Annotated in this window: 12 protein-coding genes; 7 read left to right on the top strand and 5 right to left on the bottom strand. The window is 30.3% G+C overall.

The annotated features are described in order from the left end of the window. The first annotated feature begins 18 nt into the window (after positions 1–18). From surE to LOS89_RS01510, 3 genes are all read left to right on the top strand, one after another. The gene (gene surE, locus LOS89_RS01520; protein WP_231835969.1) at positions 19–786 is read left to right on the top strand and encodes a 5'/3'-nucleotidase SurE; all 768 of its coding nucleotides are present in this window, start codon (positions 19–21) and stop codon (positions 784–786) included. A gap of 11 nt (positions 787–797) precedes the next feature. After that, entirely contained in the window at positions 798–1,913 is a 1,116-nt protein-coding gene (gene lpxB / locus LOS89_RS01515; protein ID WP_231835968.1) for a lipid-A-disaccharide synthase, read from the top strand. A gap of 106 nt (positions 1,914–2,019) precedes the next feature. Beyond that, positions 2,020–4,032, top strand: coding sequence for a ComEC/Rec2 family competence protein (locus tag LOS89_RS01510; protein WP_231835967.1), 2,013 nt, complete (start codon positions 2,020–2,022; stop codon positions 4,030–4,032). Positions 4,033–4,036: 4 nt separating this feature from the next. On the opposite strand, the gene LOS89_RS01505 is transcribed toward LOS89_RS01510, so the two are convergent. From LOS89_RS01505 to LOS89_RS01485, 5 genes are all read right to left on the bottom strand, one after another. Then, the gene (locus LOS89_RS01505; RefSeq protein WP_231835966.1) at positions 4,037–4,501 is read right to left on the bottom strand and encodes a thioredoxin family protein; all 465 of its coding nucleotides are present in this window, start codon (positions 4,499–4,501) and stop codon (positions 4,037–4,039) included. 52 nt (positions 4,502–4,553) lie between these two features. Beyond that, on the bottom strand, positions 4,554–6,056 hold the full coding sequence (locus tag LOS89_RS01500) for a peptide MFS transporter (protein ID WP_231835965.1): 1,503 nt from the start codon (positions 6,054–6,056) through the stop codon (positions 4,554–4,556). A gap of 1 nt (position 6,057) precedes the next feature. Further along, positions 6,058–7,716 carry a peptide MFS transporter gene (locus LOS89_RS01495; protein WP_231835964.1) on the bottom strand — a complete coding sequence of 553 codons (1,659 nt, stop codon included), beginning with the start codon at positions 7,714–7,716 and terminating at the stop codon, positions 6,058–6,060. Between the two features lie 79 nt (positions 7,717–7,795). Next, positions 7,796–9,502 carry a peptide MFS transporter gene (locus LOS89_RS01490; RefSeq protein WP_231835963.1) on the bottom strand — a complete coding sequence of 569 codons (1,707 nt, stop codon included), beginning with the start codon at positions 9,500–9,502 and terminating at the stop codon, positions 7,796–7,798. 26 nt (positions 9,503–9,528) lie between these two features. Next, positions 9,529–11,700, bottom strand: coding sequence for a S9 family peptidase (locus LOS89_RS01485; RefSeq protein WP_231835962.1), 2,172 nt, complete (start codon positions 11,698–11,700; stop codon positions 9,529–9,531). Between the two features lie 598 nt (positions 11,701–12,298). Here LOS89_RS01485 and LOS89_RS01480 point away from each other — a divergent pair. The 4 genes from LOS89_RS01480 (at position 12,299) to LOS89_RS01465 (ending at position 20,161) form a co-directional block, all read left to right on the top strand. Further along, positions 12,299–16,183: a PAS domain S-box protein gene (locus tag LOS89_RS01480; RefSeq protein WP_231835961.1), complete on the top strand. Its 3,885-nt coding sequence runs from the start codon at positions 12,299–12,301 to the stop codon at positions 16,181–16,183. A 37-nt stretch (positions 16,184–16,220) separates the two neighbouring features. Beyond that, the gene (locus LOS89_RS01475; RefSeq protein WP_231835960.1) at positions 16,221–17,537 is read left to right on the top strand and encodes a hydroxymethylglutaryl-CoA reductase, degradative; all 1,317 of its coding nucleotides are present in this window, start codon (positions 16,221–16,223) and stop codon (positions 17,535–17,537) included. Continuing rightward, positions 17,537–18,451, top strand: a complete 915-nt coding sequence (locus LOS89_RS01470; protein WP_231835959.1) for a GYDIA family GHMP kinase — start codon at positions 17,537–17,539, stop codon at positions 18,449–18,451. The genes LOS89_RS01475 and LOS89_RS01470 overlap by 1 nt, the downstream gene beginning before the upstream one ends. Before the next feature lie 258 nt (positions 18,452–18,709). Further along, entirely contained in the window at positions 18,710–20,161 is a 1,452-nt protein-coding gene (locus LOS89_RS01465) for a site-specific integrase (RefSeq protein WP_231835958.1), read from the top strand. The last annotated feature ends 149 nt before the right edge of the window (positions 20,162–20,310 follow it).

Below are 20,310 nucleotides of genomic sequence, written 5' to 3'. Positions count from 1 at the left end.
TAGCAAAAAATGTAAAAAATGACACGACCACTGATACTGGTAACAAATGATGATAGTATTGTTGCGCCTGGAATTAGAGCACTTATAGAAGTTATGAAAGAACTGGGTGATGTTGTTGTAGTGGCTCCTGATAGTCCGCAAAGCGCTATGGGACATGCAATCACAATCAACAACACATTGAAACTTGAAAAAGTACATATCGATAAAGAGTTAGAAAACGAGTATAGTTGTAGTGGTACACCGGTTGATTGTGTTAAAATTGCCGTGAATGAAATTCTAAAACGCAAACCCGATTTATGTGTTTCGGGCATTAATCATGGTTCTAATTCTTCTATCAATGTCATCTATTCGGGTACAATGAGTGCTGCTGTTGAAGCTGGTATTGAAGGAATTCCGGCAATTGGTTTTTCGTTGTTAGACTATAGCTGGGATGCCGATTTTGAACCAATTAAAACTCATGTAAAACAAATTGCAACTGAAGTTTTAAAAAATGGTCTTCCTGAAGGTGTTATTTTAAACGTGAATTTCCCAAAACTGCCACAAAACGAGATAAAAGGAACTAAAATTTGTCGTCAAGCGAAAGCAATGTGGCAAGAAGAATTTGACAAAAGAACCAATCCGCAAGGAAAAGAATACTATTGGTTAACAGGTAAATTTGTTAATTTAGACAAAGGGACCGATACCGATGAATGGGCATTAGCTAACGGATATATTTCGATTGTTCCGGTACAATTTGATTTAACAGCTCATCACGCAATCCAACAATTAAATTCTTGGGAATTATAAAGAAAAAACAAATGAAATACTATATCATAGCAGGAGAAGCCTCTGGCGATTTACACGGTGCTAACTTAATGAAAGCTTTGTATGAAAAAGATCCAACTGCCGAAATTCGTTTTTGGGGTGGCGATTTGATGCAAAATGTAGGCGGAACTTTAGTAAAGCACTATCGCGATTTGGCTTTTATGGGTTTTATCGAAGTGGTTATGAACTTAAAAACCATTTTGAACAACATCAAAATTTGTAAAAAAGACATTGAAGCATTTCAACCTGATGCTATAATTTTCATTGATTATCCAGGATTTAATATGCGAATTGCAACTTGGGCAAAAGAGCGTAATATTCCGACTCATTATTATATTTCTCCGCAAATTTGGGCTTGGAAAGAAAATCGTATTAAAGCGATTAAACGTGATGTTGATCATATGTATGTAATTCTTCCGTTTGAGAAAGATTTTTACGAGAAAAAACATGCTTTTCCGGTTCACTTTGTTGGTCATCCCCTAATTGATGCAATTGCAAGTAGAACAGAAATCTCAGATGAAATTTTTAGAAAAGAAAACAATTTATCAAACAAACCAATCATAGCATTATTACCAGGAAGTAGAAAGCAAGAAATTTCCAAAATGTTATCGATTATGCTTTCTGTTGTGAATGATTTTCCAGAATATCAGTTTGTAATTGCGGGAGCGCCAAGTCAGGAATATGAGTTTTACAAAACCTTTTTAACGAATGACAATGTAAAATTCATTTCTAACAAAACCTATGATTTGCTTAGTCATTCGCATGCAGCTTTAGTAACTTCTGGAACTGCAACTTTAGAAACGGCATTGTTTAATATTCCAGAAGTAGTTTGTTATAAAGGAAGTTGGGTTTCTTACCAAATTGCCAAACGAATCATTACGTTAAAATACATTTCATTGGTAAATTTAATAATGGACAAAGAAGTGGTAAAAGAGTTGATTCAAGACGAATTAAATACGAAGAATTTGAAATTTGAACTCAACAAAATCTTGAATTCTGAAAGCCGTTCTGTTTTATTGCAAAATTATGCTGATTTGAAAGAGAAACTAGGTGGCGAAGGTGCTAGTAAAAAAACAGCAGAATTGATTGTAAATTCATTAAAAAAATAACAAATATTCTTACGCTTTAAAATACAAGCATATTGTATTTTTCCTATTTTTGAGACTAAGAAGTCCCAACTACTTAAACTGAAACACTACTTCAAAAACAATGTGATTGAAAGTATTTAAGTTTCCTTTACTTACCATTACCATCAGTTTTGCAATAGGAATTATTGCAGAATACTATTTGCATTGGTCGTTGAAAAGTTTGATCGCATTTCTAACTAGCAGCAGTATTCTTTTCTGTTATTTGTTTTGGAAAAGCAAAAAGAAACTTACACAAAACGCTGCTTTTGGTATTACTTCCTATTTGATGGCTTTTGCAATAGGAATGATTTGTTTTTATGTACATTCCGATTCAAATTATTCGACTCATTACTCAAAAAAAGAAATTAACGAAAGAAATTCAATTAGAGGTTTTATTACCACAACACTAAAACCAAATGAAAAATACAATAAATATTTTATAGAGCTAACGCATTTTAATGATTCAATAGCCACTGGTAAAATATTACTTTATAATCCAAAAACAAATGAAAATAAATTACACGCTGGAGATGAAATTTGGCTAAATGCTTCTGTATATCCAATTCCAAAAGCTTTTAATCCATATCAATTTGATTATTCAAAATATTTAGAAAAGCAAAATGTAACACATCAAATCTATGCAAATGAAAATCAAATTAGAGTTATTCAAACACGAAAAAACATGGATTTTTACATTGAAAATTTACGGAATAATTTAAGCGAAAGTTTCAGCATACATCATTTTGAACCCAAAACAAAAGCAATCATTGACGCTTTAATTTTAGGACAACGATTGGAATTGGATAAAGACACCATAGCTGATTATTCAAACGCTGGTGTAATTCATATTTTAGCGATTTCAGGATTGCATATTTCCATCATATATTTCTTCATCATATTCTTATTAAAACCTTTAAAAAGAATACGATTTGGAGCAGAAATTCAATTACTACTTGTTTTGGCTATTTTATGGTTGTTTGCATTACTAACAGGTTTACCTGCATCGGTAACTAGAGCGGTAACTTTGTTTAGTTTTATTAGTATTGGAAATTATTTTAATCAACCAAAAGCGATATATAACGCTTTGGCAGTTTCTGCTTTACTCATTTTATTGATTAAACCCAATTCTATTTTCGACATAGGATTTCAGTTGAGTTATGCCGCTGTTTTATCGATTGTTTTATTTCAGCCCTACTACAAAAAGTTGTATTTCACTGAAAATAAAATTGGAGTTTATTTTACCGATATTGTTTTAGTTTCTTTAGCAGCTCAAATTGGTGTTTTACCTTTGAGTTTGTATTATTTCAATCAATTGCCATTGTTATTTTTATTAGCCAATTTGGTGATAATTCCGCTTTCAAGTTTGGTTTTGATAGTTGGAATTATAATACTTCCTTTAAATTATGCTTTCCCAACTCTAGCTGTTTTCATAGGCAAAATACTAAAATACATTATTCTATTCATGAACGATTATATTCATTGGATTGCACAATTTAAAAGCGGTATAATTACAAATATTTCATTTTCGGCTTGGTTGACCATTTCAATGTATTTGGTGATTATTACTTTTATTTATTGGTTATATCATCAAAAAAATCAAAATATTAAGTGTGTTTTAATTTCTATTCTCGTTTTACAATTCAGTTATATTTCAATTAAGTGGAAGGAAAATAACGATAGCGAATTGGTCGTTTTTAATGAAAAAGTTACTTTAATTGGCATTAAAAAAAAGAATAACATTATTGCTTTTAGTAACGAACCTGAAAATCATAGCACAACATTGAATCATTATAAAAGAGGCACATTTTCAGATTCCTTACGAATCTTTCCAATTCAAAATGCCATTTCATATAAAAATCATAAAATATTGGTTATCGATAGTTTAGGGATTTACAAAACTTCAATTCGACCTGAAATAATTATTCTGACTCAAAATCCAAAAATCAATTTAGCACGATTGATAGAAGAAATGCAACCAAAAGAAATTATTGCCGATAAGAGTAACTATAAAAACAATTGCAAACTTTGGGAAGCCACTTGCAGAAAAGAAAAAATCCCTTTTCATGCTATTGCCGAAAAGGGATTCTATAAATTGAAATAAGATATTACTTCTTAATAATTTGATTTGCGCCATCAATCCACACTTTTGGACCACCTGCTACATATCCTGTACTTCCTAAAGCAGTTAAATTTACTTTAGCTTCAGCCGTTTTAGTTGCACTAACAAACCAAACAGTAGGATAACCTCTTACTTGTAATTGTTGTTGTAATTGAGCATTTTGAGACTTCACAGCATCCGTTTGGTTGTTTTTTCTAGGAAAATCCAATTCAACTAACACTACATTATCCTTTGCCCATTTAACAAATTCAGGTGTTTTGAATACTTCTTTTTGTAAACGGATACACCATCCACACCAATCAGAACCTGTAAAGAATAAGAATAACGGTTTTTTCTCTTTTATTGAAATATCTGTAGCAGCAGACATATCAGTATGCCATGTTAATTCTTCTTGCGCTTGCATTGACAAACTTGTCAATGTTAAAAAAGCGATTAGTAAAAAATTCTTCATATTATAAATTTATAAAAACAAAAGTAATCAAATTGAGTGCCAAAAATGTTATCTACTTAACTTCTTGCATTAATTTTTTAACTAAAGGTGAAATAACAATAAGTACAACACCTAAAATAAAAGCATAAATCGCTAGCTGTTTGTAACCGTCTGCATACAAAACAAGCTTCTCCATATTGGTTGCATTTTCAGAAGCTTCTGCAATATTGGCACCTAAAATTCCTGCAAAATATTGACCATATGCACTTGCTAAAAACCACATTCCCATCATAACGGCTTGTGTTTTTTGTGGTGATAATTTAGTCATAGCACTCATTCCAATAGGAGATAAACACAATTCACCAAATGTAATTACTAACCAACCTAAAGTGAAAACTCCTAAAGATGTTTTTCCATTTAAATCTGCGAAAAATTGTGTGTAGTAGAACACCCAAAAACCACCCGCTAAAAACAAAAAGGCTAAACCAAATTTAATAATAGTGTTAGGCTCCATTTTTTTCTTTGCCATCCACAACCAAACTAAACCAACTAAAGCTGCAAATCCAATTACAAACAATGAGTTAGCGGAATTATTAACTCCATTTGGGCTCAATTCAACTCCTGCAATTGTATTATTTAAATTATTAGCAGCAAACAAACTTAATGACCCACCACTTTGTTCAAAAAATGCCCAAAAGAAAATTGAGAAAATAATAAATACCAAAGCAGCCAAAAGTTTTTTGTTTTCAGAAATTGAAAAATTCTTCATTTCATAGAACAAATATAAAATTGAAGCTGGTCCTATAAACATCATAAAATAATCGGTATACTTCGTATTTGCTACCATTATAATAATGACAGGAATTACTAATAATGAACCTAAATAAGTTGAAATTTCCAAAACTCTTTTTTTAGAATCAACAACTTCTTTTAATGGAGAAAGACCAATTGTACTTAATGTTTTTTGAGTTTGTGTAAAAGTTAACAAACTAATTATCATTACGATTGCAGCAAATCCAAAACCGACATTCCATCTCAGATTTTCAGGAACAATTGATTGCCACATAGAACCCTCAGCAACAGCAATACAAACGTACCCCCCTAACAATGCTCCCAAATTCACACCCATATAAAAGAAAGAAAATCCAGCATCTCGCCTAGGATCACCATCTTTATACAACTGTCCAACCATTGAGGAAATATTAGGCTTAAAAAAACCTGTTCCAACTATTGTAAAACTAATTCCTATAAAAAATAAGTTTTTAGGATCAATTGCAAGAATAATACTTCCCAGAATCATAAGAATACCACCCCAAAAAAGCGACTTTCTTAATCCTAAAATCTTATCAGCAAATAAACCTCCTATAAATGTAAAAGCGTATACCCATGCCTGAGTAGCTCCATATTGAAGATTAGCTGTTTTTTCATCCATAGCTAAGTGATTAACCATAAAAACAACTAGCATACCACGCATTCCGTAAAAACAGAAACGCTCCCACATTTCACTAAAGAATAAATACCAAAGCTGTTTAGGATATTTACCTTTAAAATCTTGAATTTGTTCTAATGTTTGCATATTAATGAATTCCTTTTTCTTGCATTACTTTATTTAGTTGCTTTAATAAAACAAACATTAATAAAGTAGCAAACATTAATAATCCAAAGTTCACCCAAAAGAAGTCTTGTTTGTTATCATAAGTATCCCAAAGACTTGCTAATACTCCACTCAATTTATTTCCGATTGAAGTTGACAAGAACCAACCACCCATCATTAATGAAGTTATATTCGTTGGACTTAGTTTTGATACAACGGACAATCCCATTGGACTCAAAAATAGCTCTCCAATAGTAATTACACCATAATTGGCTACTAACCACCAAACACTTACTTTTTCTGAACCGTTAGCTCCCATATTTACTGCAGCTATCATAACTAAAACTGACAAAGCAGAAATTAACAATCCAAATGCAATTTTTGTTGGAGTTGAAGGTTCTTTCTTTCTGCTTCTTAAAAACGTAAAGAAAGCAACAACTAAAGGTGTTAAAAGAATAACCCATCCTGGATTGATAGATTGACTTAAATTGGTTGCCCAAAGTGATACTTTAGAACCTTCTTCAGGTAATTTATCTTTAGCTACATTTCTGAAATATATTGGATAATCAACTGTCTTTTGAACTTCACCATCCACTTTTTGAATACGGAAACTAGCATCGTAAAGCTCTACCGTGTCTTTTTTGTATTCAACTTCTTTGGCTAACTTTAATCCATTAAAAACAGTTTGTGTTGTACCTTTAATTTCTCTATCTGTATAACGATCTGCCCAAGTGTTTAATGCAGAACCGTTTAATTTGAAAACAGCCCAGAATAAAATTACAACTGCAAAAATGGTCAACAAAGCACCAATTGGTCTTTTGTCGTCTGATTTTGCTTTGAAATACAAACTCCCGTAGAAGAAAATAACTGGAATACATGCAAAAATAAAAGCATCTGTACTGTCAGAACCAAAGATATAACCATTCGGATTTGCTTCATTAGTAATCCCTTTAATTAACCAACCAATAACTCCAAAAACTGCAGAAGGAACTAAGATGAACATTACAATTTTCCAGAAAGGCATATCGCCAGGTTGTACTCCTTTTTTCTCTGTTTTATCTCCATAGTGTTTTGTTCCTAACAAGAAAACAATAACTCCAACAAACATTCCTACTCCAGCCGCCATAAAAGCATACTGCCAACCTAATAAAATTTGTAAGGCTGCACCAAAGAAATTACAGATAAAAGCTCCAACGTTTATCCCCATATAGAAGATGTTGTATCCTTCGTCTTTTTTATCTTTAAACTTATCTTCAGTATAAAAATTACCTAAAAGTGTTGAAATATTTGGTTTAAAAAACCCATTACCTACAATAACTAATGTCATTGCAATATAAAGCATAGTAATATCATGAATTCCCATCATGAAATACCCTGCTCCCATCATTAAACCACCTATTACGATGGATTTTTTATAACCCCAATATCTATCGGCAACTAATCCTCCAATAAAAGGAGTTAAAAATACTAAAGCAATAAAAGTTCCGTATAAATCGGAAGCTTCTTTCTCCGTCATGGCGAATCCGGCTTTAACATCTTTAAGATATAAGGTAAAAATACCAATCATTAAATAGTAACCGAAACGTTCCCACATTTCAGATAAAAACAAGTAAGGCAATGCTTTAGGATGACTTTTCCACATAATTTATTCGTATTAAAAAAACAAACCTACAAGGGTTTCTTGTAGGTTTGAAAGATATAAAAAATATTTTTATTGTTTACTAGGTAATACCGTTCATCATTTTTTTCAATTTAGGTGATAAAACCGCTAAAATAACAGCAGCAATTCCACATAAAACAACAAACACCATGAAAAACTCGTATAGGTTATGAATTTCAAAACCTGCAAAAGAAGTATATTCTAATGGCAACTGTTCTTTTTCAAATGAAGCAATTTGCTCAGCAGTTAAAGTCACTTTTTTATCTAAAACATCTTGAAGATTAACTCCTAAAGCTTCAGCTTTTTGGAATTTATCACCTGTTGCAGGAATAATAGCTCCTAAAGATCCAGCTAATGCATAACCAGCAGCATTTGAAATAAAGAAAACTCCATACAATAAAGAAGCAAAACGTTTAGGTGCTAATTTACCAACCAATGACAATCCGATTGGCGATAAACATAATTCACCCATTGTTTGAATAAAATACAACAATACCAACCATTTAATAGCTAATAACCCTGAATTCCCTAAATCTTTTACATTGTGAGCAATAATAAAATAACTTAATGCAATTAATGCCAATCCCATTGCTTGTTTTAAAGGCGATACCGGCTCTTTACCTTTTGCTCTTAACTTATCCCACATCAAACTGAATGGAACAGCTAAAATTACAACAAATAGTCCATTAAAAATCTGCACCATTGAAGCAGGCATTTCCCAATCAAATAAAAAATGTCTATCTGTTTGATTAGACGCAATAAAAGTTAACGAAGAACCTGCTTGCTCAAAAGCTGCCCAAAAGAAAATAATAAAGAAAGATACAATATAAATTACCCAAATTCTTTGTCTTTCAACCATATTTTCTGCAGAACTCATAATAAGAAATGCAAGTGAAATACCAGCTGCATAGATAATAGGATAAATTATTCCTTTTACTAAAGTTCCAATTTCAAAATTACTAAATCCAATTTCAGAAACTAGAAAATATCTAAATGCAAAAAATAAAACCACAAATAATATTGATGCTATACCAATTGATTTTGACGAAAAATTTGCTTGTTCTTCAACTGCACCATTTGCTTTATCTTTATTTGGTTTACCTCCAATTGGTTCTCCTTCTGGAGTAATAACATATTTGTTTTTCAAAAAGAAAAACACCAATGTCCCTAACACCATAGCTATACAAGCCATTAGATAACCCCATTTAAAAACGGTTGGATCTTGAACATTATTCACTTTAACATCAGCAATAAGCGGAACAAAATATTGACTCAATAATGCCCCAATATTTATTCCCATATAAAAAATTGTAAAAGCAGAATCTAACTTTGTTTTTTCTTGTGGAGGATATAAACTTCCAACCATTGAAGAAATATTTGGTTTAAAAAACCCATTACCAAAAATGATAACAAATAATCCTAGCCAAAAAATACCTTTTGACAATCCTAAATTGCTATCATAAATTGTTGCACTATAAAACAATGAAAATTGACCAATAGCCATAAGAGTACCACCAAGCATGATACAGCTTCTATTGCCTAAATACTTATCTGAAATAAAACCCCCTAAAAGAGGTGTTAAATAACACAATGCTAAAAATCCACCATAAATAATTGATGCATTTGACTCTCCAAGCATTAATGCATTTACCATAAATAATGTAAGTATTGCTCGCATTCCGTAGAAATTGAAGCGCTCCCACATCTCTGTTCCAAATAAAACCCACAATCCTTTTGGGTGGCTTTGTTTAGCTGCTACTTCACTCATATAATTTGTTTTAGTTTATTGATTTATTATAATTTCTCTTTGATAAAATTTGTCATTTTAGTGTACAATTGTAAGCGTGTTTTTCCACCATAAATTCCGTGGTTTTTATCTGGATAAATAGCCCAATCGAATTGTTTGTTTGCTTGCACTAAAGCCTCAACCATTTTCATAGTGTTTTGAACGTGAACGTTGTCATCAGCTGTTCCGTGAATTAACAAAAAGTTACCTTTTAATTTACTTACGTGATTAATTGGCGAATTGTTATCGTAACCACTTGCATTTTCTTGCGGAGTTTGCATGTAGCGTTCTGTGTAAATACTATCGTAATATCTCCAAGAAGTTACTGGAGCCACAGCGATTGCCATTTTGAACACATCAGCACCTTGAAACAAACAGTTTGACGACATGAAACCTCCATAACTCCATCCGAAAATACCAATTCTTGAAGCATCAACATAATTGTATTTTCCAATTACTTTAGCAGCATCGATTTGATCTTCTACTTCGTATTTTCCTAATTCTTTTTGCGTACATTTTTTAAATGCTGCACCTTTTAAACCAGTTCCTCTTCCGTCAACACAAGCTACAATATATCCTTGTTGAGCTAACATCATGAACCAATAATCATTTGCGCTATTCCACTGATTTGCCACTTGTTGCGAACCTGGCCCTGAATATTGATACATAAATACTGGATATTTTTTTGTTGCATCAAAATTCTTTGGCTTAATCATCCAAGCATTCAATTGGTTACCTTTTTCAGTAGTTAACACAAAGAATTCTTTTTGACCTACATCGTATTTTGCTAATTTTTGTTCAACAGCTTCGTTAGAAACAATTGTTTTTACTACAGCTCCATTTTTTGAATCGTTTAAAGTATACGTTGGTGCTGTACTTACACTTGAATATGTGTTGATGAAGTATTGGAAATTTGGACTAAAAGTAGCCGAATTTGTACCTGTTTTTGATGATAATCTAACTTTTGATTTTCCATCAACTTTAATAGCATAAACATCTCTGTTTATTGAACCATTTTCTACAGATTGATAATAAATCATTCCTGATTTTTCATCAAAACCATAGTAATTTGTTACTTCCCATTTACCTGAAGTAATTTGTTTTTTCAATTTTCCAGATTTATCGTAGTGATAGATATGATTAAATCCGTCTTTTTCTGATGTCCAAATAAAACTGTTATCCTTTAAAAACGTTAAGTTATCAGTAACATCAACATAAGCATTGTCTTTTTCGTTTAAAACAATTTTTGTTGTTCCAGCATTAGCATCAACAAAATGCAAGTCTAAATTGTTTTGGTGTCGGTTCATTACCTGAACGCTCAAAACCGCTGCATCGTTTGTCCATTTTATTCTTGGGATATAAAAATCTTTATAATCTCCTAGATTAATTTTTTTAGTTGTTCCAGATTTTAAATCAAAAATATGTAACGAAACTATTGCATTTTTTTCACCTGCTTTTGGATATTTAAAAACTGTTTGGGTTGGGTATAAACCTTCGTTATACATATCCATAGAAAACTCAGGAACTTCTGTTTCGTCGAATTTAATATAAGCCACTTTTGTTCCAGTAACATTCCAATCGTAAGCTTTTACAAAAGCAAACTCTTCTTCATAAACCCAATCCGTAATACCGTTAATAATTTTATTTTTTTGCCCATCTTGTGTTAATTGAATTTTCGCACCAGAAACCAAATCGTGAACATATAAATTGTTTTCAAAAGCATAAGCGATTTTTGTTCCGTCTGCACTAAAAGTTGGTTCTTGAATCGCATTTGAAGTAAAACTACTTACTGTTTTTGAAGGAATATCATAAATGAAATATTCTGCAGTAAAAGAATGGCGGAAAATTGGATTCGAATTCGTAGCAATTAATATCTTTTTTTCATATTTATCGAAAGTGTAACTATCGATTGTCTTTACTTCAGGATGATTTTTAGTATCAAAAAGAGTACTTACTTTTTCTAAAGTTGCAAAATCGTACAAATCGATTTGGAAACTTTTGGTAGCTCTATCAAAATTTAATACCGTGTATTGGTTAGTATTCTTCATTGCGCTTAGGGCATCCATTCCTTTTGTTCTAAAAGCGCCTCCCCAAATTTCTTCTAAAGTAATTTTTTGCTGAGCCATTACTGATACTGAGCTCATTACAAAAAGCATTACTGCTAAACTGTATTTTTTCATATTATTATGTTCTTAAAAAACCCCCAATTTTAGTGAAAATATATGAATTATCCACAATTTTAACTCGATTTAATAAAGTTTTTGATTATTAAAAATTATTTAATTACATTTATAAGAGAAAAGGTTAGGTTAATAAATGGCGTTAATTTTACAAAATGGATACTGTTTTTATTCCAACACTCTAGTTGTTGCTAACTTTTATGTTTTCTTCTATCTGTTTTTGCTTTTTGCAATTTTTGGTTTGTTTTTTAAATTCCAATTAAAATCGGCCAACATAAGTTTAACAACAGTTAAAAACACAAAAAACTACTATTCGAGTTTACAGTTTCGTTATTATTTTCTCTATTTAGGTTTAATTTTCCCCGTAGCCGAAGCTTTCAATTTATTTTTTAACGATTCTAATATTGTAAATTTTTATATTGAATTAATAATTGGGGTTCTTTGTATTTTGATATTTATAATAACTTCAAAAAAAGAATTTTCAAATTATAGTTTTACAATTTTTAGACTTTGTGTTTTTATCTTCTTAATAACAACGCTATATAAATATTTAACAGAGGATATTAATTTAGTTCTTTTTTCAAAATACCTATTGTTAATGCTTTTTAACTTAACTCTTTTTAGAAGATTTACGTCTTATATAGTGTTTATGGGTGTTAATTTCATCTTACTGGTGCTTCTAACAATAGTTAGAAATGATGAAATTTCAAGTATAATTATTCTTATCAATTCGTTGTTTGTAATTCTTGTTATTCATTTAGGACAAATGTTACGTTTTTTAAAATCAAACGAAAGATTACTATTTACTCAAGATATCATAAACAATACTAATTCTATTATTATTGCAACCGATAATTATGGAAATTTACAATACTGCAATGATTCTATTACTAAAATATTAGGATATAAGCCAGAAGAAGTTTTAGGAAAAGAATTTTGGGCATTAACACAAGATCCAGAATTTGAACCTGGTGATTATACAGATAAGTTTAAACCAAACTCGGTTTATTTCCGAAAATTAAAATGTAAAAATGGTGAATACAAATTTATTCAATGGACCGATTTTAAATACACCAACAATGTATATGTTGCCACCGGTCAAGACATAACATCAAAAATCAACCTAGAAACCAAGTATGCCGATTTAATTCAAAATGCAAAAGATATAATTTACGAGAGCGACAGATATGGTAATATTGTTTACGCAAATAAGTTTTCAATTAAAACATTAGGATATGAATTAGAAGAAATATTAGGCAAACATTTTACAGAATTTATAAGAGACGATTTTAAAAAAACTGTTGCAAAATTTTACATGGATTCCATATTTGAAACAGATGAATTTGAAACTTTAGAATTTCCAATTATCAAAAAAAATGGAGAAGAAATTTGGGCGTCTCAAAAAGTTACAATCAAAAGAGACCAAAATAACGCAATTGTAGGTTTTTCATGTATTATTAGAGACATTACTACAACAAAACAAATTGAAATTGAAGAACAAAAAAGAATTACTGAGATTAGTAGATTGAATAATGTTTCTAATAAACTTTCAACTTTAAACTTTTTAACTTTCCCAAATTTAGAAACCTTAATTCAACACATTTGTAAAGAAACAGCAATAGGATTAAGAATTGATCGTGTTGCATTGTGGGAATATAAAAAAGATCACATTGAACTAAAAAACATATATGTTCATAGTGAAGATAAGCATTATTCCGATTTAAGTTTACAAAAAAAAGACATTAGTATTTACATTAAAAATATCGAATCAGAACAACTTATTATAGCTTCAGATGTTTATAAAAGCAATTCACTTGCTGAATTTTCAAAAGAATATTTTCCAAAATACAACATCAAATCTTTATTAGATCTTCCGATTTATATTGGTGGAGAACTGAAAAATATTTTATGTCTTGAAGCAACAAATGAACCTAGATATTGGACAAATGAAGACATCAATTTTAGTAGAACTGTAGCCGACATTATAGCACTAGCAATAGAAACTACAAAAAGAAAAAATGCAGAAAATCAAATCATCTATAAAAACGAAATTTTAACTGCAATAGCACATTTGACAAGCGATTTATTAGTTCGAAAAGACAAAAACAACATATTCGATTCTTCTATAGAACAAATTGGTCGCGTATTAAATGTAGACCGATTGTACTATTTTGAAAATGACCCAAAAACGAATTTAATAAGTCAACGATTTGAATGGGTTTCTGAAACTGATTTAGCAGAAATTGACAATCCAGAATTGCAAAATTTTCCACATGATTTGTTTTCAGATTTTATGAAAGTAGTTTTGAAGAAAAAACATTATTTCAGTCTTACAAAGGATATTCCTGAAGGTAATTTCAAATCAATACTTATAGAGCAGCAAATATTATCAATCTTGATAATTCCATTGTTTGACAAAGATGTTTTCTTAGGCTTTATTGGCTTTGATGATTGCAAAAAAGAACGCATTTGGACAGAAGAAGAAATTAATATTTTACTTACTCTAGCAAATAATATTTCGTCTACAATAATTAGAATTAACAATGAAAAAGCAATTGCAGAAAGCGAGGAGAAATTCCGATTATTAGCAAACAATATTCCAGCTTCTGTATTTTTAGTAAAATATAATGAAGCTAGAACAAAAGTTTATTTAAATGATGAAATTGAAAAACTTACAGGTTATCATCGAGATGAATTCATGTATAATAAAATTTCATTAGTAGATCTTTATCATCCTGATGAAAAAGAAAATCTTAGAAAACTAATAGAAAATGCATTAAAAAACAGAGAACCATATAAAGTTACGTGTCGTATAAGGAACAAAAACGGTAATTATGTTTGGGTTGAAGAATATGGAGAAGGAATTATTGTAAATAATAAAATTGAATACATTGAAGGAGTTTTAATTGATATTACAGAAAGAAAAATTGCTGAAGAAGCCATAATAGCAAAAGAATTAGCAGAATCTTCAAACAAAGCTAAGTCGGAGTTTTTGGCCAACATGAGTCACGAAATTAGAACGCCATTAAATGGAATTATAGGTTTTAGCAATTTATTATTGGGCACAGAGTTAACCGAAATTCAAAAACAACATTTAGAAACTGTTAATCAATCTGCTTCAACATTGCTAGATGTTGTAAATGACATATTAGATATTTCAAAAATTGAAGCAGGTAAATTAACCATCAATTCCGATATTTCAAGTTTACACGGAATCATCAATCAATGCGTTGATATGATGAAATTCATGGCGCATCAAAAAAAATTAGAACTTATTGTTAATATTCACGAAGATGTTCATTGTGCTATTTGGGTTGATGAAATTCGTTTGAAACAAATTTTACAAAACATACTTAACAACGCTATAAAATTTACAACATCAGGGTTTATTGAGATTGAAGTATCTTCAGTATTATTAAAAGATAATCTGTCAAAAATAAAATTCAGCATAAAAGACACTGGAATTGGAATTAAACAAGAAAACAAAGAAAAAATTCTAGAAGCCTTTACTCAAGAAGACAGTTCAACAACTAGAAATTATGGCGGAACTGGTCTTGGATTAACTATTACCAATAGTTTGCTTAAATTAATGAAAAGCAAATTAGAAATTGAAAGCGAGCCAAACAAAGGTTCTACTTTTAGTTTTGAATTAGTTGTAAAATCGGAATCTTGTAACAAACACATTCAAATTGAAAATCAAAATTTCACTAATATTTTAATAATTGAAGACAATAGCAAAGTAGCTGAAATTATCATCCATATGTTAGATAGCTTTGGGATGAAAGCTGAAAATTATAATGGCAAAATCGAATCTCTTAAAACTTATATTTCTGAAAAGAATTTTGATTTATTACTACTTGACTTGGAGTTTTTAACTGAAGCTACAACTAATGAAATAATTAATCAATTAACCGAATTTGATAAATTATCTATTATTGTAATGCAAAATTCGAATTCTAATTTCAATAAAATCCTATCAAATAAAAATATTCAAAGCATTATAAAACCAATAAAACACGAATCTTTAAAAAATTATTTCAACAACAATATTCCTAAAAAACAAAACAAAGAAATACTTCAAAACGAAACATTAAGTAATAACCATAAAATTTTAATTGTAGACGACAATAAAATAAACATGTTGTTGACCAGAACGTTAATTCTAAACAAACTACCAAGAACTATAATTTATGAAGCAAAAAATGGTTTAGAAGCTGTAGAAATTACACAAGAGCATCATCCTGATATTATATTTATGGACATACAAATGCCTGTAATGAATGGATATGAAGCTACAACTGAAATCAGAAAAACCAATCCAAATACAATTATAATTGCAATTACAGCAGGAATCATAACAGGTGAAAAAGAAAAATGCTTTAATATAGGAATGAATGATTTCATCATTAAACCAGTTGATAAAATTTTATTTGAAACTATCTTATTTAAGTGGGTAAATAGCATTCCTAATAAATCCAATTAGTATCTTTGCTTTTTAATTTGAAATTAATTCAATTGATATGACTCAAAACGTTAAAGGCTTTTCAAAACTTTCTAAAGAAGAGAAAATAAATTGGATAACAAATACCTATTTTTCTAATCCTGAAGAAGCAAAACAAAGCATTCTTAAATACTGGAATTCAGATGAAAATTTGCAAAAATTACACGATGAATTCATTGAAAACACTTTAACAAATTTCTATCTTCCTTATGGCGTAGCACCAAATTTCATTATCAATGGCAAAAGCTACACAATTCCAATGGCTATTGAAGAAAGTTCTGTAGTTGCAGCGGCTTCAAAAGCAGCAAAATTTTGGGGAGAACGTGGCGGATTTAAAACATCAATTATCAATACCGAAAAAATTGGACAAGTTCATTTCTTGTTCAATGGTAACTCAGACAAATTAGTAGCTTTTTTCAATAAAGTAAAGCCTATTTTCTTTGCAGAAACGGAAGAAGTTACCAAAAATATGAGAAAACGTGGTGGCGGAATTCTTGATATAGAATTAAGAAACAAAACACACGAAATTGCAAACTATTACCAATTGCATGCAACTTTTAACACAAAAGACAGCATGGGAGCAAATTTCATAAATACTTGTTTAGAACAATTTGCCAAAACTCTAGAAAATCAAGCTCAAGAATACACTGATTTTAATCAAGAAGAAAAAAATATTCAAATCATAATGAGTATTTTGAGTAATTATGTTCCAAATTGCTTAGTGCGAGTTGAAGTTTCTTGTCCAATTGATCAAATTTCAGAAGATAAAAATATAGACGCAACTGAATTTGCCCAGAAATTTGCAACTGCTGTTCGCATTGCAGAAATGGAACCTTATAGAGCGGTTACCCACAACAAAGGAATTATGAACGGAATTGATGCGGTAGTTTTAGCAACAGGAAACGATTTCAGAGCTATCGAAGCCGGAATTCATGCTTTTGCTAGTAAATCGGGTCAATATTCAAGTTTATCTCATGTAAAAATAGAAAATGATATTTTTACTTTTTGGATGGAAATTCCTTTAGCTTTAGGAACTGTTGGTGGTTTAACTTCGTTACATCCATTAGTGAAATTTTCAATGGAATTATTAGGTAAACCTTCTGCTGAAGAATTGATGCAAATTGTTGCCGCTGCTGGATTAGCTCAAAACTTTGCAGCTCTACGTTCACTTACAACAACTGGAATTCAACAAGGACACATGAAAATGCACCTAATGAATATCTTAAATCAACATCACGCTACAAAAGAAGAAAAACAAAAAGTACTTGACTATTTTAAAGACACGACTGTTTCGCATAGTTTGGTTGTTGATTATTTAGAAAAAATTAGAAGTTAATGGAAATCCAAACCTTTTACAGTAACGGAAAATTACTCATTACAGGAGAATATGTGGTTTTAGATGGCGCTAAAGCATTGGCTTTACCTACTAAGTTTGGGCAAAAATTAGTTGTAAAAGAAGGCGACAACAAAATCATAAAATGGACAAGTTATGATTCTGATGGAAGTGTTTGGTTTAACGATTACATTTTATTTGAAGAAGTAAGAAATAAAACTGTTCGAGATACAAATTCATCTGTTAAAAACACTTTGATTGAAATCTTACATCAAGCTTTTATTCAAAACCCAACCTTTTTAGACAAAAACGGATTCGAAATTGAAACCTTTTTAACCTTTCCACGTCTTTGGGGATTAGGCACTTCTTCAACTCTAATAAATAGTATAGGTGATTGGCTTCAAATTGATGCTTTTGAGTTATTACAAAAAAGTTTTGGCGGAAGCGGATATGACATTGCATGTGCCAAAGCAGATAGTCCTATTATTTATCAACTAGAAAATGAACAACCACATTATAAACCAATTCATTTTAATCCAAGCTTTAAAGAAAACATCCATTTTGTTTATTTGAATCAAAAACAAAGTAGTAAACTCGCCATTGCAAATTATATGAGCAAACATCATCATGTTAACGCAATAATTTCAAAAATCAATACAATATCTTACGAAGCAATAGATTGCAAAGAAGGTAAAGAGTTTGCCAAACTTATGGAAAAGCATGAAATCATCATGAGCGATGTATTAGAATTGCAAACCGTTAAAGAAAAACTTTTCCCAGACTTCAAAGGCGTAATTAAAAGCTTAGGCGCTTGGGGCGGAGACTTTGTAATGGCTGTTTCTAAAGAAAATCCGAAAGATTACTTCATTGAAAAAGGGTACAATATTGTGCTTTCTTATGAAGAAATGATTTTATAATTTTAAATAACAAAACAATATAAAACAAAAAAACCACTCATTTGAGTGGTTTTTGTGGTACCTCCAGTACAAAATATATATTTTCTACAATCCCTTACAAACACACGCCAAACCCCTTTATATATAAGACTTTAAAAGGTTTTGCCAAAATTAAAACATATCAAAATATATCAAAAAAAGGTATATTTTAACACTTTTTTCGTTACCATATTCGTTACCTTAATTATATTTGCAAGGAATCGAATAAGGAATCGAACTATGAAAAAGCCAAAAATTAAATACTATCTTAAAGCAAAAGATAAAAACCCAAACAATAGAACCAAAGAGGAACTTATACAAGCACGCATACACAACAACTTTATAGAGGAAATAGATAACACCAAAAAATACTATTCATTCTTTGTAAGTCTTCAAGCCACCATTAAGCCTAAAAATTTTGGACTACTAAAAGACAACTTTATTTTTAATGAGGATATTTTTAATAATTTCTCTAAACAAAATAAGGGGGTTAAAACCGCAATGCAGTTATTTGAAAAAAAAGTAGATGAGCTATTCACTTACTATCAAATGAATGATATAAAACCCACAACAAACCAATTTAAGAATGACTTACTTGTTAAGTTAGACCGCAAACAAAGAGAAACACAAAAGCAAATCTCTTTATTGAATTACATTACAACTAAAGTTACTGAATTTGAAAGTCTTAAAGGTTCGGGGCGAAAAAACGCAATAGATGAGAATAGTATCAAAGTTTATAGAACCCTTAGAACTTATATTGATAAATACGAGCGTATAACATCGACTAAATTAACATTTCAAAACTTTAATGAGGCTACCTATTGGGACTTTTGGGACAAATTAGACCAACTATTAAAAGGCAAAATTACAATAGAACAAAAAGAGGGCGAACGTAAACAAAATATTAAGCCTAATAGCTTTTTAATGACTTCTATACGCAAGTATCAAAAGGCTTTAATTAGAGTGTTTAAATTAGCTATAAGTGACAAAATAACCACCAATTTAAACATAAACGATATTAACCTAATTTTAGACGATAAGCCAGCAAGCAAAGACATTTACATTAATGAAGACAACCTTCTAAAATTGTACAATCACAAACCAACTAATAAGGGTTTAGAATTAGCCAAAGATTACGTTCTTTTAGCCAGTCTAACTGGAATGCGTTTTGAATCTATGGAAATAGCCCACGAAACAAATATAGCCTATTACAGCCACGATAATTACAACTTCAAGTATTTACATAGTTACCAAAATAAAACGCATACAGAGTGTTATATTCCGTTATTTGAGCCAGTACAAAAGATACTATCTAAACACAATAATAGGTTTCCGAAATTTCCAGTAAATCAAATACTAAATAGAGAATTAAAAGAACTATTTAAGGAGGCTAATATAATAGCCACTTCAATAGTTGAAACACACACTTATAAATCGGGCGTGATTAAAGAAACAAAAAACATAAGTGACTTAATTAGTTCGCACGATTGCCGAAAAAGTTTTGTTACCAATTTAGGATTAAAAAACGCAAGTGAAAATATTGTATTATCGGTAACCCACCCCGATAAAAAACCCTCAAATGTTATGATAAATGTTTATGACAAAGCCAGTCTAATGGATAAGGCTAAACAATTTGTAGATGAGGTAAATAAAGTTAACAAACAAAAGCAAAGCCAACTTTATTACTTCTAATTTAGAAGGTGCATTAAGATAATTTTAATTGGTAAAATCAATACCGATTCTATATTTATAAGAAAAAAGTATCGCTATAAGTACTTTTTTGAACGCTATAAGTTCACTAAATAAAATTACAATAAATTGTTTATCAATTACTTATATTT

Source organism: Flavobacterium channae, from assembly GCF_021172165.1.
GTDB classification, from domain to species: Bacteria; Bacteroidota; Bacteroidia; order Flavobacteriales; family Flavobacteriaceae; genus Flavobacterium; species Flavobacterium channae.
The sequence above is the reverse complement of the archived record's forward strand: the minus strand, read 5'-3'. Positions and strand labels throughout refer to the sequence as shown.

Coding starts and splice junctions, on each gene's coding strand:
- LOS89_RS01470 (WP_231835959.1), top strand. CDS start 17,537: ATGGAAATCCAAACCTTTTACAGTAACGGAAAATTACTCATTACAGGA.
- lpxB (WP_231835968.1), top strand. CDS start 798: ATGAAATACTATATCATAGCAGGAGAAGCCTCTGGCGATTTACACGGT.
- LOS89_RS01495 (WP_231835964.1), bottom strand. CDS start 7,716: ATGTGGAAAAGTCATCCTAAAGCATTGCCTTACTTGTTTTTATCTGAA.
- LOS89_RS01485 (WP_231835962.1), bottom strand. CDS start 11,700: ATGAAAAAATACAGTTTAGCAGTAATGCTTTTTGTAATGAGCTCAGTA.
- LOS89_RS01490 (WP_231835963.1), bottom strand. CDS start 9,502: ATGAGTGAAGTAGCAGCTAAACAAAGCCACCCAAAAGGATTGTGGGTT.
- LOS89_RS01475 (WP_231835960.1), top strand. CDS start 16,221: ATGACTCAAAACGTTAAAGGCTTTTCAAAACTTTCTAAAGAAGAGAAA.
- LOS89_RS01465 (WP_231835958.1), top strand. CDS start 18,710: ATGAAAAAGCCAAAAATTAAATACTATCTTAAAGCAAAAGATAAAAAC.
- LOS89_RS01480 (WP_231835961.1), top strand. CDS start 12,299: ATGCTTTTTAACTTAACTCTTTTTAGAAGATTTACGTCTTATATAGTG.
- LOS89_RS01500 (WP_231835965.1), bottom strand. CDS start 6,056: ATGCAAACATTAGAACAAATTCAAGATTTTAAAGGTAAATATCCTAAA.
- surE (WP_231835969.1), top strand. CDS start 19: ATGACACGACCACTGATACTGGTAACAAATGATGATAGTATTGTTGCG.
- LOS89_RS01505 (WP_231835966.1), bottom strand. CDS start 4,501: ATGAAGAATTTTTTACTAATCGCTTTTTTAACATTGACAAGTTTGTCA.